The sequence below is a fragment of the Streptococcus huangxiaojuni genome (genome assembly GCF_040930515.1).
Taxonomy (GTDB): Bacteria; Bacillota; Bacilli; order Lactobacillales; family Streptococcaceae; genus Streptococcus; species Streptococcus huangxiaojuni.
This window is the reverse complement of the sequence record NZ_JBFQEG010000004.1, coordinates 16,005-30,080: the sequence shown is the minus strand read 5'-3', so window position 1 is coordinate 30,080 and position 14,076 is coordinate 16,005. Positions and strand designations below refer to the sequence as shown.

Here is a 14,076-nt window from a genome sequence, read left to right as displayed (position 1 = left end):
TAGAAGTTAGCTCGTTTTCTAACATTAAATGCAGACTGTTAAAAATAGGATAAGGTCTGCTAGTGTTATGTTTTTGGAGACCGACCAAAAAATTATTGCTGGTTTAAACAGCCAAATTCTAACTTGTCTCAAGTCTTTCTTCCATATGAGGAGCATTTTCCTCAAATTTTTAGTATAATAAACCAAAGGGAGGAAGGCATGATGACAATTCCGATTTTTGGCGATAAAACAGCACAACAGGCAGACTATAAAACACGCTACGGCGTTTATGCAGTTATCCCCAACGCAAATAAGGATGCTATCGTACTCGTTCAGGCTCCCAATGGCGCTTGGTTTTTACCGGGCGGCGAAATTGAAGCCGGTGAAAATCACAAAGAAGCTTTAGAACGGGAACTTCTTGAAGAACTGGGTTTTACGGCAGATATTGGGGAATATTACGGTCAGGCAGATGAATATTTCTATTCACGCCACCGAGACAGTTATTTTTATAATCCTGCCTATATTTATGAGATCACTCACTTCCGGCAGGCAGCAGACCCCTTAGAAGATTTTAATCAAATTGCTTGGTTTCCTATTGAAGAAGCTGAAAAAAAATTAAAACGCGGCAGCCATAAATGGGGAGTCAGGCAATGGCAAAAAAAACACGGCAATTCATCAAGCTAGCATTTTTTTAAGAAAAAACATGCTATAATAGAAAAAAGGACTTGAGGAGGACGATTATGAGACTTATAAACACAACCAGCAGTCATCCGGAATTAGTAAAAAATCAATTAAAAAATACAGATGCAAAATTGGTGGAAGTCTATTCTGCCGGCAATACAGATGTCATTTTCACACAGGCTCCTAAACACTATGAAATTTTGATTACTAATAAATATCGGGCAATCAAAGACAGCGAACTGGAAGCTATCCGCGAATTTTTCCTCAAGCGTAAAATTGATGAATCGACCGTCCTTTTTGATCAGCTAAAGACATTGCATACAGCTAATTTGATTGAGATTTCTTTCCCAACAAAATAACAGCAGGCTGTCCCTCATGATTATCAGTCTTGAGAAACACTATTGGATTCACCGAGGAACGGAGATACAAAGGATCGCACTTCAGATCTAGGATATACTTAAAAAGTCTGAGACACTTAGTGTATCTCAGACTTTTTTTGAGAAGGGAAGTTTTCAAAATATCTCCAGCAGTCTGTAGTATGTATCCCCTTCTTATTTATCTGAAAAGCCCTGTGCCACAGCCTGCGGGAAGGTTTCTTCAACAATCTGCGCACATGTATCGCAAATGAAAGCATTGTAAGACCGGTCCCTGACTGTTTCATCAACCCGCCGGCAGCGATCGCACACTGAACCGTGAGCATGCTCAACTGTAAAAACCACACCTGTGAAGGCAAGACCTTCTGCCGGTGCTGGTTCTTTACTTACTGTCAGCTGTGAAACAATCAAAAGCTGTGCCAAATCGCTGTCCAGTGAATCAAGCAAAACTCTGTGTTCTTCACCGGCATAAATGGTTAAATGAGCTTCAAGTGATTTACCGATAATTTTATCATTTCGGGCCAGCTCAAGTGCTTTTTGAGCCTGTGTCCGCAGCGTCATAAAGGCTTCCCATTGTTCAAGAATAGCATCTTGGTCAGGAACATGCTGGGCTTCAGGCATTTCTGATAGCTGCACGAATTCTTCCGGTTCAAATTCTAAATAAGACCAGATTTCTTCGGCTGTATGCGGAAGAATCGGTGTCAGAAGCTTGGTAATTTTGACCAAAATATCGTAGAAAACAGTCTGCATCTGCCTTCTGGCTTTGCTGTCAGCTGCCTCAATGTAAACAACATCTTTAGCAAAATCCAGATAAAAGGCTGATAAGTCAACCGTTACAAAATTGACAACGGCCTTGTAGATATCCAGAAAATTATAGGCATCATAAGCTTCTCGAATACCGGCAACAAGCTGATTGAATTTAACGGTCATGTATTTATCGACAGGGCGCAGGTCAGCAAATGCTACAGTATGGAGGTTAGGATTGAAGTCGCTCGTATTAGCAAGCAGAAAACGCAGAGTGTTGCGAATTTTACGGTAAGTCTCTGATACTTGCCCCAAAATATCCATTGATACCCGGACATCATTATCCGTATCAACAGAAGTCACCCAAAGGCGCAGAATTTCTGCCCCATATTGTTTGGCAACATTATTTGGTGAGATAATATTGCCTTTTGATTTAGACATTTTTTCACCCTTGCCGTCGAGTACAAAACCTTGAGACAAGAGATTTTTATATGGGGATTGACCATTGACTGCTACTGAGGTAATCAGCGATGAATTGAACCACCCACGGTATTGATCAGACCCTTCAAGATAAAGATCTGCCGGATAGCTAAGGCCATCTCTTGCCTGCATCACTCCGCTCCAAGAGGAACCTGAATCAAACCAAACATCCATAATATCGGTTTCCTTCGTGAACTGTCCGTTAGGTGAGCCGGGATGGCTGAATCCCTCAGGCAGGAGGTCCTTGGCTTCACGTTCCCACCAAACAGCAGAACCGTGTTCTGCTACTAAATCGGCAACATGATCAGTCACTTCTTTAGTCATAATCGCTGTACCGTCTTCAGCATAGAAAATCGGCAGAGGGACACCCCAGACACGTTGACGTGAAATAACCCAGTCTCCGCGGTCGCGAATCATATTGTAAAGCCGAGTCTTCCCCCAAGATGGATGGAAATTGACCTTTTCGATCTGAGACAGAATATCCTGACGAAAATCTGATACTGATGCGAACCATTGAGGTACGGCACGCCAAATAATCGGCTTTTTCGTCCGCCAGTCAAAGGGGTAAGAGTGATTAATCACTTCGCTGGCTAAGAGGAGGTCGCCAAGTTTTTCCTTAACTGTCGGCAGAACCTTATCATAGAACTGGCCAGCAAAATCCGATCCGGCTAAATCATTCATTATACCGCGTTCATTAACAGTCACAACAACATCCAGATTATATTCAACCCCGACTTTGTAGTCATCTTCACCAAAACTTGGTGCCGTATGGACAACCCCTGTTCCGGAATCCAGTGTCACATGGTCGCCAAGAATGACCAGTTCTTCGACATCTTTATCCCAAGGGTGTTCGGTCACAATCAGCTCCAGTTCCGTCCCTTTGTAGGTTGCTAAAACCGTATACGATTCCCAGGAAAATTTGGCAGCCAGACTGTCAACCAGAGCTGAAGCCAGCACATATTTGCGTTCTGATCCTTCCGGACGTACAAGCAGGTAGTCTATATCCGCCCCAACCGTTAAACCGCGTGAAGCCGTTATGGTGAACGGTGTTGTGGTCCAGACTACAATATAAGTATCCTGATCAAGAATCCCTTTCCCATCTTTTATGCGGTTGGCATAGTAAAGAGACGGCGAATCAATGTCATGATATTCGATTTCAGCTTCTGCTAAGGCAGATTCTGAGGACCAAGACCAATATACCGGTTTTGCCCCGCGATAGATATAACCCTTGTCTGCCATTGCACCAAAAACACGGATTTGCGCCGCTTCATAGTCAGGAGTCAAGGTGACATACGGATTTGTCCAATCAGCAGAAACGCCCAAACGTTTAAAGTCATCACGCTGTTTATCAATCTGGCTCAGAGCGTAGTCACGGCACATCCGCAGATAATCTGCCAAATCCAGCTCTTTGCGCTTAACACCCTTTTGGGCCAGTACTTGTTCAATTGGCAGGCCGTGTGTATCCCAGCCCGGCACATATGGGGCAGAAAAGCCAGACATTGATTTTGAACGGACAATAATGTCTTTTGAAATTTTATTTAAGGCATGACCTAGATGAATATTCCCGTTGGCATAAGGAGGGCCGTCATGAAGGTGAAAATCAGGTTTGCCGGCATTGAGCTCCTGACGTTTTTTATAAAGTTCTGCTTCTTCCCATTTTTGCTGCCAAAGCGGTTCTTTATTAGGCAGACCGGCGCGCATTGGGAAAGCTGTTTTTCCAAGGTTAAGGGTTTCTTTTAATTTCATGCTACACTCCTATAGAATCATATCAAAATAATAATGCGGGCTATCAAGAATGAAAGCCATCAGAGAAAAATCAAAAATGGCGGCTATCACTCTTACCGTAATTGCAGGACGGATGGCTTTAACCAGAAATGTCCTCTCAGCCGCAGCACCACAGCAGTTTTAAAAAACATAAAAAAGCTCCCATCTTCAAAGGACGAGAGCTCGCGGTACCACCTTAATTTAGAATCCTTTTGAATAGTTTCCATCCAAAACAAATTCCCTTTTGACCCGTAAGGCAGGCACACCTTCTGTCTTACGACTTACCCTAAGTAAGTTTTCAGACAAAAAATCAGAAAATGATAAGCTGACAGCCCAGAGACTGCAGGGCTTACACCGTCCCCTGCTCGCTTGAAAAGTATCAGCTGTGCTTCTGTTTTTCTTTATTCCTCAATATTAAGTTTAAACGTTTGTGTTTCGCTCAGATTGATTTCACCAGACGGGCTGTCGCTCTCGCTGGACGTATCAATAACGGCTGACTGATCAGCTGCCTGAGCTTCTGCCAGCTGCCTATTGCCTGCATCAGCACGGCGCTGCAGCTCTTCCATTTCTTCAGGAGTGAACTGGCGTGTGGCATCAAAAACACCTGTATCATCAATGTCGGAAACATGTTCATCAAGAACCTTTTCGACAACTTCTTTAAAGGCAGCATCTGAATTTTGCAGATAAACAGCGGTAGGCTGCAGCAAATCATTCCACTCCGGTGAGTTAGCCAAACCGAGCTGACCTTCAATCGCTGCAATCAGGCGCTGATGAAAGACACGGCTCTGGCGCTTCAAATCTTCTGTTTCAACAGCAACACGTTTAGCTTCATCGGTCGCATCGCGCAGAATTTCATTAGCCTTTGATTTTGCCTCATCAATCAAGTGCTGAGCATCATAGTTGGCCTTGCTGACCACATTAGTGGCTTCATTGCTGGCAGATGCTTTGACTTTCTCAGCCGTTTCCTGTGCTAAAATAACGGACTGACTGAGAGATTCGCGCATTTCATCAAAATATGCCAGTTTTTCTTCCAATTCTTTAATCTTATTTTCCTGATCACGATTTTTACGGACCAGCTCCTCATAGTCATCAACGACGATAGAAAGGAACTCATCCACTTCTTCATCATCGTAACCGCGAAATCTCGTATTAAATGTTTTATCCTTAATCTCAAGTGCTGTAAGTGCCATTCGGGCCTCCTTATTTATGTATCATTTTATTCACTGTCAACTTATGCTTCCCGCTTTTAGAAAGACCATTCTCCCTCACAAGAGTAAAGCGCCCAAAACCTCTGACACTGACTAAATCATCAGTTTTTAAAAGATCTGAGCTCTTACCGGCTAAAGCATAATTAACCTTCACCTTATCGGCTTCAACCAATTTCAGGACCTGGCTGCGAGAAATTTTTAAGACTGCTGCAATTATCTTATCCAAACGCATACTGGATACCAAGATATCAGTTTCTTCACTTTCCTGCTGAGAGTGAATCAGTTTATCAAAGCTAGTTTCTTTTAGCTTTACAGTTACTTTAGCAATTTTTGTTACATTTGTCAAAAAGTAAGCTGCCATACTGCTGTCCACCATCAGCTGAGCCCGTCCGGGCTCCACAACAATATCACCTATGACAGTTCGCCTAATTCCCAAACGATGAAGCAGGCTGCCCATAATTTGAGCATGGGTCAACTGATTAAATTTGCTATTATAAACGATTTCGAACAAACTGATTTGAAAGTCAAGAAAATCAAAAACATAGTAGTCCGGTGCTATAATAACTCTGGCATATTCCATAGGATAGTAATCGCTGGAAACAAAACAGTTTAATTCTGTCTGTCCCACAATACTTTTGAGAATAAAAACCTGTCTGGGATCTAAAAATTCTGACAGCTGCAGACTGTAAGTATCAAGCGCTTTAGCCGTCAAATCTGTAGCTTTCTCGATAAACTGATATTCATCAGGTTTAAAATGCTGAAGTATCGCTTTATCTATCATTATTAAATAAGAATCGAAATAATAAGCTGGCTGATTAGGTTCAGACTGATAACAGCAACCCAGATTGTAAAATCAAGCCCTGCAAACTGTAGATTCAGCTGCCGAAAGGGCTTGAGGAAGGGTTCTGAAAGCTGCTGCAAGAGCCTGCCGAGCCAAGTATTATAAGCCCCAGGGAACCATGAAAGCAAGGCATAAGCGATTAAAATATATGAATAAATACGCACCAGTCTGATAAGAACCGATATTAAAAATATAATCATTTATTAACGTCTCTTCATATCAAAATCAAAATTAGAATCCTGCCCATTGTTATGAGCAAAATTTAAAGCATCAACATCAACCTCAACATTGGAAGGTGTCAGCAAAAACATTGAACTGCCAACCTTTTGAAGGTTACCGTCGACGACCCGTCTCGCACCATCAATAAAATCAATACAACGGCGGGCTTGGGCATCCAGCATATACTGAAAATCCACTAATATACATTCTTTGCTGATTAGCAAATCAACAATTTCCTGAGCATCTTCATATTTGTGAGGATATTTCAAAACAATAGTGGTCTTGATTTCCTCTGTTTCTTGATTTTTTACCTGCCGTTCCTCACTTATCTGCCGAACCGAAGAGTCATGAGCTTCGCGGCGGGTCGGCTGCTGCGGACGGGCTGTAGGCCGCTGTTCTCTGCTTGCTGCCTGCTGCGGACGAGGTCTGGCAGCAGAAGACTGCGGACGCTGAGCTTGTCTGGGAACAGGTGCTTCCTGCTCCACGGTCTCCTCAACATCACTCACCTCATCAGTATCAAAATAAGAAATAATTTTATCAAATCTATCTCTAAGGGCCATTATTCTCTCCATTTACTCAAAGAAGGCAGTGCCAATCCGTACAAATGTTGAACCATTGCGGACAGCCAGTTTAAAATCACCGCTCATCCCCATACTTAATTCTGTAAAGGGCATATTCTTTATTTTTTTATTCTGTAAAGCTATTTTCAGTTTATTTGCTTGTTCAAAGATAGTGTTAATCTCCGCATCAGAAGCCGCCTGAGGCGCCATTGTCATGAGACCGACCAGCTCTATTTTGTCAAACTGGGCTATCTGTTGCAGTGCTTCTTCCACATCATCAACCCTAAAGCCATGCTTGCTCTCTTCACCGGAAATATTAACCTGCAAAAAACATTTAATCGTTTTTTCTGCCCGTTTTTGGATTTCAGATGCGAGCTTGACACTGTCCAAAGCATGAAAATAATCTACATAATTGATAACATCCTTGACTTTGCGCCGCTGCAGGCTGCCAATCAAATGCCATGTAACACCGGTACTTTTAAGAAGTTCATATTTAGCAAGAAACTTATCAACCCGGTTTTCTCCGATGTGGCTGACCCCGGTATTGATAAGCTGCCTGATAACATCACTGTCTACATATTTTGTTACAGCAATAACAGACACACTGTCAGCCGAACGGTCAGCTCCTTGAGCAGCAGCTGCTACTTGCTGGAAAATAAGATCTTTATTTTTTTGTAAGTTCATCTTAGCGGTTCTTAAAGAAAGGCGGTGTTTCTAATTCATCATCATCAGTTTCATCAGCAGCTGAGAAGGTAGACATGTTTAATTTGCTGTCCAGTTCACCTTCTGCCGGGCGTGAGATATTATCACGGCGCAAATCCCAGTTGCCAAAAGCAGATGACGGCTGAGAATTCTGATTTTGAGGCGAACGCGGCGGCATGCTCGGTGCATCGGGCATATCAAAGTTATTGCGTTCAAAGTTGGATTGACTGTCCTCTACACGATTTTGAGCATACTGCGCACCAGCTGTCTGCTGAGCATTAGCCTGAGTAAAACTGCGCTGCGGACGCAAGCCAGCGACTTGATCCGATTTATCTTGACGAACACCGGTTGCAACGACCGTCACTCGGATTTCATCTTTGAGACTGTCATCAATAGCTGTTCCCAGCCAAACATTCACACCCTGGCCGGCCGCCTGTCCGACAATTTCAGATGCTTCCTGTGCTTCGGTCAAGGTCATATCAAGTCCGCCGGTCACATTGACAATAACATCTTCTGCACCGTCAATAGTTGTTTCCAAAAGCGGTGAATAGATAGCCTTACGAGCCGCTTCAACAATTCTTTCGTCACCGGAGCCAATTCCAATTCCCATAAGGGCATTCCCCTTATTGGCCATCACAGTTTTGACATCAGCAAAGTCAAGGTTAATCAGTCCCGGACTTGTAATCAAATCGGTAATCCCCTGTACCCCTTGGCGCAGAACGTTATCAGCTTCGCTGAGAGCTTCAAGGAGAGGTGTCTTTTTGTCGACAATCTCTAGGAGGTTATTGTTAGAGATAATCAGCAGAGTGTCAACTTGCTCACGCAGCTCCTGAATCCCTTCAATTGCATAATTCCCGCGCTTATTGCCTTCAAAGCCAAAGGGCCGTGTTACAACAGCAACAGTAAGGGCACCTAAGCTTTTAGCAATACGGGCAATAATAGGAGCAGCTCCAGTTCCGGACCCGCCGCCCATACCAGCGGTAATAAAGACCATATCCGCACCTGTCAGGGCCTCTGTTAGGGCTTCTTCGCTTTCTTCAGCTGCCTTGCGGCCAACCTCGGGCTGCCCTCCGGCACCTAGACCGCGGGTCAGTTTAGGGCCAAGCTGAATGACCGTTTCTGCTTTTGAGGAGCTGAGCGCCTGTACATCAGTGTTGGCTGCAATAAATTCGACACCGGCTACCCCTTCGTCAATCATTCGGTTGATGGCATTTCCGCCGCCACCGCCGACACCAATTACTTTAATAACTGCACCCTGAACTGATGCAGTGTCAAATGAAAATGTCATTTTATTTCCTCACTTTTACTTTAATCAAACATACTGCCAAAAATACCGCGGACACGTTCACTCATTTTTTGCTTTGGCTTAGTAGGCTGCTCGGGCTGTACAGGCTCTTGAAGAGGCTGCGAGTTCCGTACAGGAGCCGCAGGTATTTCAGGTTCATTAAAAGCTGGGGCTACTGGATTGCGTGAATCAACATCAATCGGCTTCCGTCTCAGCAGCTCTTCACCGGCTACAGCACGCTGCGAAATCACATCAACCTCTGTCATCCTGCCGACATATTCAACCAGACCAATCACATTGGCAAACATTGGATTGCGGATGCCAACCTGATTAGGAACATGAAGTTTGACAGAAGTCCCGAAAATTTCCTGAGCTACTTCAACGATACCTGGCATAATGGCGCCGCCGCCAATAAGCACAATGCCCCCAGGCAGCTCTAAAAGCCGAGCGCGTTCCAAATCCTGCTTGACATGTTCTAAAATATGTTTCACACGAGCCGAAATAATCTCTGACAGATATCGTTCGGTTATTTCAATCGGAACATCACTTCCCACAACATCGACTTCAACTGTTTCTGTCATACTGGCTTCAGCCAGATTAGCCTGACCGAAGTTAAACTTAAGCGCTTCTGCAATTTGCAGAGACGTTTTCAGAACCTTAGAAATGTCTTTGGTGACATATTCACCGCCTTCAGGGTAAGTGTTGGTAAACTGCAGTTCCTGCTCCCTCATGGAAGCAACAGAAGTTTGACCGCCGCCCATATCAATAACGGTGGCCCCGAATTCACGTTCTCCCTCATTCAAAACAGACTTGGTCATTGAAAGCGGAGAGATGATAACATTTTCAACATTAATGCCGGCTCTCTCAACGGTTTTACGCAGATTATGAAGAATAGTGCTCGGTCCTGTATAAACAAGTCCGCGCATCTCCAAACGTATTCCCATCATTCCGCGCGGATCGCGGATGCCCTGAAACCCATCAACAATAAACTCTTCCGGCACAAGTGAAATCACTTCACGTTCCGGGCTGACGTTTTTTGTCAAGGCCGACTTGATAACCGTCTCAACATCTTCATCTCTAATTTCTTTTGAATCACTGGGAACAGGTATCATACCCTGTGTCGGTTCAATTTGCAGCAGATTAGCCGGCAGACCGACATTGATTTTATCAATGGTCATCCCCGCTTTTTCTTCCGCCTGTTCCACAGCCGTTTTTATCGCTTCAGCAGCAGCTTCAATATCTACAATGATGCCGTCCCTTACGCCTGTACTGGGAACATTGCTGACACCAATAACATTCATTTCACCGGCTGCAAATTCCGCAACAAGCACTTTAATCGAGCTAGTCCCTATGTCTAATCCCGTAAAAAAGCCATTTCTAGCCATTCACTCGACCTCACTATCTTTCCAAACTTTTTCCATACTAAAACCTGTTTAAAAAACAGAATTATTCAGAAAATATTATATCATAAAAAAACGTAAAATGTGAACATTTTACGTTTTTTTGTTATATAAACTTAATCTTTCTACTGAGCGATTTCAGCTTCAGAATCTGGCTGATTAGGAATCTCTTGGCTCTCGTTCCCCTCTTCCTGAGCTGCCTCTTCCTGTCCCCCAGTATTTTCGGCTTCACTCGCCTCAGCATTAGCGCCGTCATCATCTGAAGAAGCCGGCTCATCATTTTCTGCATCTCTTGTTTCTTCAAGGGCAGCTGTCGTAGCATAAAGGCCAACTTCCATATCAATAATGCTGGGCTCACTGAGTGTGCTTTTAATCTTACTGTAATAGGGCAGTTTGACCTTGATTTCAGACAGCGGCACCCTGACAATATTGCCGTCATACATCGTCAAAGAAAGCAAATCAGCTGTTGCTGCTGTACTTGCAAGGTCGACACTCCGAATATTGCTGATCAGTTCCTTATCCATATCGGCAAATGCTTTTACCAATGTCTGGATATCATCTTCATTCTCCAGATTAATGATAAGGTAATTATCGGGCAATTCTGTGCTGTTGACGGCTGCAGCATGTTTTCCATTTTCCAAAATCGGCTGATAGCCGGCGTCAGTCTGCATATAGCCGACAACATTATACTCAGTTAGCTTGATAGTGAAAATATTAGGGAATTTGTAGCTGATAGCAGCTTTTTTCACCCACATATTCCCTTGTTCTATGGCCTGTTCATAAGGATCAGGCTGAAAGAGAAGTGAAAAGAAATAATCCGAATCAGCAATCCCTGACTGAGTCAAAACATCTTCTTCAAGCGCATGGGTCAGCCCTTCTACCTGAATAACTTTTTTCTTACTGTAGGGAGAAATTAAAAATAAGGAAAAGAGCAGAACTGCCAAAGAAAGGACGACGACCGGACTTGCCTTGCGCCAGGCTTTCTGTTTTTTGGTCAGGCTTTTTTTCTGTTTTGGTTTAACGCGCTTTTTTTCTTTTGTTTTTTGGGAGGACTTTTTCTTTTTTGAAGACGATTGGGCCTTCTCCTTTACTTGTTTCTCTTCTGTTTCACCCTTGTTTAAATGCTTTTGAAACTGAGCCCGTTTTTCTGCCTGAAGCTTCTGCTGTAGCTTTTCTTTCTCCTCTTCTTCTTTCTTTTTTCTTTTAAGGAATTCGACGTTTCGCTTCTGCCATTCGGTCAGAGCAACTTCATCTTTTTCTTCTTTCTTCTTTTGAGCCATTTATTTTCCTTTTGTCCTTGCGGCAATGTCTTGATTTAATAAATTATAGAATGCTTCCGGTGATTTAATTTCTTTGGAGGCTGCCATTGTTCCCTGATAAACGGCTTTTCGATCAAGAAGCTGAGTAACTTCTTTCTTTAAATTAAGAAAATTTAAAGCACTTTCTTCCAGCTGCCTAGCATAGCCTTTTTTTTCAAAATAGGCAGCATTTTCCAGTTGGTCGCCTCGGCTGACTTCTTTTCCCAAAGGAACAATCAAATGAAGTTTTTGCATAGCCAGCAGTTCAAACAGGGTGTTTGAGCCGCCGCGTGTTATAACAACATCTGCTGCAGACAGCAAAGGTTGATATAATTCGGTGACATAATCCGTTCTGTAAAGATTTTTAGTCAGCACATTGAGATTTTTATCGCCTGTTATATTAATAATATTGTAGCTGTCAGTCAGCTCGGGTGTCTGACTGATAAAATCATTGAACACCTTAGCTCCGGCAGATCCACCGACAAAAAGAAGGGTGTGCAGTTTCGGGTCAAACTGCTTCTGGATAGCTGCAAGCGCCTCAGGAGTTTCCGCTTCTTGTTTTTTAACCTTGGTCACGGCTCCAACATGTTTCACTTTAGTCAAAGACGTGTCCTGCTCAAAGGTCGTGTACATTGTTGTTGCAAATTTATAAGCAATTTTATTAGCCAGTCCCATTGACAAATCTGATTCATGGATAAAAACCGGAATTCCCAGCAATCTGGCAGCAATCACAGGCGGGACAGAGACAAAGCCGCCTTTAGAGAAAAGAACTTGCGGACGAACTTTAAGCAAAATAAGCAGAGACTGCAAAATACCAAAAGCGACTTTGAAAACATCCGCCATATTCTGCCAGGAGAAATAGCGGCGCAGCTTTCCTGTCGCAACTGCATGAAACTGGACTGCTAAACCGGATTGTTTTATCTGCTCGTATTCAATTCCTTTTTTGTCGCCAATATAATGCACCTGCCAGCCATCTTCCAAAAACTTAGGCATCAGCAGCAAATTTAAGGTGACATGCCCCACTGTTCCGCCACCTGTGAAAACAATTTTTTTAGCCATGAGCCGTCTCCTTCAGTGCATTAAAGGCTGCAATAAATTCATCACCGCGCACTTCAAAATTTTGATACATATCCCAGCTGGCATTGGCAGGGCTGAGAAGGATAAGATCTCCCGGCTGAGCAGCAGCAAAGGCCAACTTTACAGCTGCCCTTATATCCTCTGCGTCAAGGCAGGACACTCTGGCTTTATCAGCTGCCCGTTTGAGACGGGGAGCCGATTCCCCAACAAGAATCATTTTTTTCAGCCCCTCAATATCCGGCACTAGTTCATCAAACTCGTTGCCGCGGTCAAGTCCTCCAGCAATCAGAATAACTCTGCTGTTATCAAAACCGGACAGTGCTTTCTGTGTTGCCAAAATATTGGTTGATTTACTGTCATTATAGAACTTAACATTATTGACATCACCTAAAAACTGCAGTCGGTGCTTAACACCGCGAAAGCGGCTGAGACTTTGTTCGATAGCTGAATTGGCAATTCCAGACAGCTTGGCTGCCGCAATTGCTGCCAAAGCATTCTCCAGATTATGGCTGCCCGGGACACCGACAGCATCAGCAGGCATCACAGCTTCTCCTTTAAAATAAAGCATGCCGTCTTCCAGATAAGCTCCGTCAACTTTTTCTTTTGTCGAGAAAGGCACAACAGTCGCTTGAGTTTTTTCTGCAAGCTCTCTGGCTAAGTCTTGATTAAAATTGAGAATCAAAAAATCAGACGGTCCCATGTGCTTCTGAATATTCCACTTAGCAGCGGCATAATCCGCAAAAGTCCCGTGATAGTCGATGTGTGTCGGCAGTAAATTGGTTATAAGAGCAATGTGAGGATGGAAGGCCTTCGTTCCCATTAGTTGAAAACTCGATAGCTCCATCACCAGTAGGTCATCTGATTTAGCTGTCCTTACGACTTCACTGGCCGGAAAGCCGATATTTCCGGCTAGAATCCCCTTTTTCCCGCCTGTATTCAGGATATCGGCAATCATTGTTGTTGTCGTTGTTTTACCGTTTGATCCTGTTATACCGATAATAGCGGCCTCTGATACAAGATAAGCCAGCTCGACTTCTGTAATCACAGGAACACCTTTTTCGAGCGCTCTGACTACCATCGGATTATCATAGCGGATACCCGGATTTTTCACCATCAGCTCGAAATTTTCATCCAATAAGTCTAGCGGATGGCTGCCGCATATAACCTTTATCCCCTCTTCCAGCAGGCTTTGGGCGGCAGGATTTTCAGCAAAAGCTTTCCCGTCGTTGACAGTAACAATCGCACCTAATTCAGCGAGCAAGCGCGCCGCTGCCTCACCAGAACGCGCCAATCCCAGCACTAATACTTTTTTGTTTGCAAACTGTCTTATTTTTTTCATTGTCGACCCAATCTATTATTTTATCTCTATTATTTTAACTTTATTTAAAAGGATTTTCAAGATTTTAGACAAGATAGTCCGGCTCCGCCTAAGAGTCCGTCCTTTACTTTAGCCGCCTTCTTAAA

At 43.6% G+C, this 14,076-nt stretch carries 13 protein-coding genes and 1 pseudogene; 2 read left to right on the top strand and 12 right to left on the bottom strand.

Features of this window, described 5'->3' with window-relative positions:
* Positions 1-201 precede the first annotated feature (201 nt).
* Both AB3329_RS03750 and AB3329_RS03745 read left to right on the top strand, forming a co-directional pair.
* Positions 202-663 (top strand): NUDIX domain-containing protein, encoded by a 462-nt coding sequence (locus tag AB3329_RS03750; RefSeq protein WP_368394530.1) that lies wholly within the window; start codon positions 202-204, stop codon positions 661-663.
* Positions 664-719: 56 nt separating this feature from the next.
* Positions 720-1,019, top strand: coding sequence for a DUF1827 family protein (locus AB3329_RS03745; protein WP_368394409.1), 300 nt, complete (start codon positions 720-722; stop codon positions 1,017-1,019).
* Positions 1,020-1,211: 192 nt separating this feature from the next.
* Here AB3329_RS03745 and ileS read toward each other — a convergent pair whose 3' ends face one another.
* The 12 genes and pseudogenes from ileS to murD all read right to left on the bottom strand — a co-directional run bounded on the left by ileS (position 1,212) and on the right by murD (position 13,951).
* Positions 1,212-4,004: an isoleucine--tRNA ligase gene (ileS, locus tag AB3329_RS03740; RefSeq protein WP_368394408.1), complete on the bottom strand. Its 2,793-nt coding sequence runs from the start codon at positions 4,002-4,004 to the stop codon at positions 1,212-1,214.
* 419 nt (positions 4,005-4,423) lie between these two features.
* Entirely contained in the window at positions 4,424-5,212 is a 789-nt protein-coding gene (locus tag AB3329_RS03735; protein ID WP_067063317.1) for a DivIVA domain-containing protein, read from the bottom strand.
* Positions 5,213-5,222: 10 nt separating this feature from the next.
* Positions 5,223-6,014: a YlmH family RNA-binding protein gene (locus AB3329_RS03730; RefSeq protein WP_438272891.1), complete on the bottom strand. Its 792-nt coding sequence runs from the start codon at positions 6,012-6,014 to the stop codon at positions 5,223-5,225.
* Positions 6,014-6,268, bottom strand: a complete 255-nt coding sequence (locus AB3329_RS03725; RefSeq protein WP_368394529.1) for a YggT family protein — start codon at positions 6,266-6,268, stop codon at positions 6,014-6,016. Before AB3329_RS03725 ends, AB3329_RS03730 begins: the two co-directional genes overlap by 1 nt.
* Before the next feature lie 6 nt (positions 6,269-6,274).
* Positions 6,275-6,850 (bottom strand): cell division protein SepF, encoded by a 576-nt coding sequence (locus AB3329_RS03720; protein WP_368394406.1) that lies wholly within the window; start codon positions 6,848-6,850, stop codon positions 6,275-6,277.
* Positions 6,851-6,862: 12 nt separating this feature from the next.
* A complete protein-coding gene (locus AB3329_RS03715; protein ID WP_368394405.1) occupies positions 6,863-7,534 on the bottom strand; it encodes a YggS family pyridoxal phosphate-dependent enzyme in 672 nt (223 codons plus the stop codon).
* Between the two features lies 1 nt (position 7,535).
* On the bottom strand, positions 7,536-8,840 hold the full coding sequence (gene ftsZ / locus AB3329_RS03710; protein WP_067063335.1) for a cell division protein FtsZ: 1,305 nt from the start codon (positions 8,838-8,840) through the stop codon (positions 7,536-7,538).
* 20 nt (positions 8,841-8,860) lie between these two features.
* Positions 8,861-9,037, bottom strand: a complete 177-nt coding sequence (locus AB3329_RS11630) for a cell division protein FtsA C-terminal domain-containing protein (RefSeq protein ID WP_438272890.1) — start codon at positions 9,035-9,037, stop codon at positions 8,861-8,863.
* Positions 9,028-10,222: pseudogene (gene ftsA, locus AB3329_RS03705) on the bottom strand (cell division protein FtsA); the annotation flags it as partial. The pseudogene ftsA and the gene AB3329_RS11630, both read right to left, overlap by 10 nt.
* Positions 10,223-10,362: 140 nt before the next feature.
* Positions 10,363-11,517, bottom strand: coding sequence for a cell division protein FtsQ/DivIB (locus AB3329_RS03700; RefSeq protein WP_368394403.1), 1,155 nt, complete (start codon positions 11,515-11,517; stop codon positions 10,363-10,365).
* Positions 11,518-12,594 carry a UDP-N-acetylglucosamine--N-acetylmuramyl-(pentapeptide) pyrophosphoryl-undecaprenol N-acetylglucosamine transferase gene (locus AB3329_RS03695; protein WP_368394402.1) on the bottom strand — a complete coding sequence of 359 codons (1,077 nt, stop codon included), beginning with the start codon at positions 12,592-12,594 and terminating at the stop codon, positions 11,518-11,520.
* Positions 12,587-13,951 carry a UDP-N-acetylmuramoyl-L-alanine--D-glutamate ligase gene (murD, locus tag AB3329_RS03690; protein WP_368394401.1) on the bottom strand — a complete coding sequence of 455 codons (1,365 nt, stop codon included), beginning with the start codon at positions 13,949-13,951 and terminating at the stop codon, positions 12,587-12,589. Before murD ends, AB3329_RS03695 begins: the two co-directional genes overlap by 8 nt.
* Between the last annotated feature and the right edge of the window lie 125 nt (positions 13,952-14,076).

Coding starts and splice junctions, on each gene's coding strand:
- AB3329_RS03750 (WP_368394530.1), top strand. CDS start 202: ATGACAATTCCGATTTTTGGCGATAAAACAGCACAACAGGCAGACTAT.
- AB3329_RS03745 (WP_368394409.1), top strand. CDS start 720: ATGAGACTTATAAACACAACCAGCAGTCATCCGGAATTAGTAAAAAAT.
- ileS (WP_368394408.1), bottom strand. CDS start 4,004: ATGAAATTAAAAGAAACCCTTAACCTTGGAAAAACAGCTTTCCCAATG.
- AB3329_RS03735 (WP_067063317.1), bottom strand. CDS start 5,212: ATGGCACTTACAGCACTTGAGATTAAGGATAAAACATTTAATACGAGA.
- AB3329_RS03720 (WP_368394406.1), bottom strand. CDS start 6,850: ATGGCCCTTAGAGATAGATTTGATAAAATTATTTCTTATTTTGATACT.
- AB3329_RS03715 (WP_368394405.1), bottom strand. CDS start 7,534: ATGAACTTACAAAAAAATAAAGATCTTATTTTCCAGCAAGTAGCAGCT.
- ftsZ (WP_067063335.1), bottom strand. CDS start 8,840: ATGACATTTTCATTTGACACTGCATCAGTTCAGGGTGCAGTTATTAAA.
- AB3329_RS03700 (WP_368394403.1), bottom strand. CDS start 11,517: ATGGCTCAAAAGAAGAAAGAAGAAAAAGATGAAGTTGCTCTGACCGAA.
- AB3329_RS03695 (WP_368394402.1), bottom strand. CDS start 12,594: ATGGCTAAAAAAATTGTTTTCACAGGTGGCGGAACAGTGGGGCATGTC.
- murD (WP_368394401.1), bottom strand. CDS start 13,951: ATGAAAAAAATAAGACAGTTTGCAAACAAAAAAGTATTAGTGCTGGGA.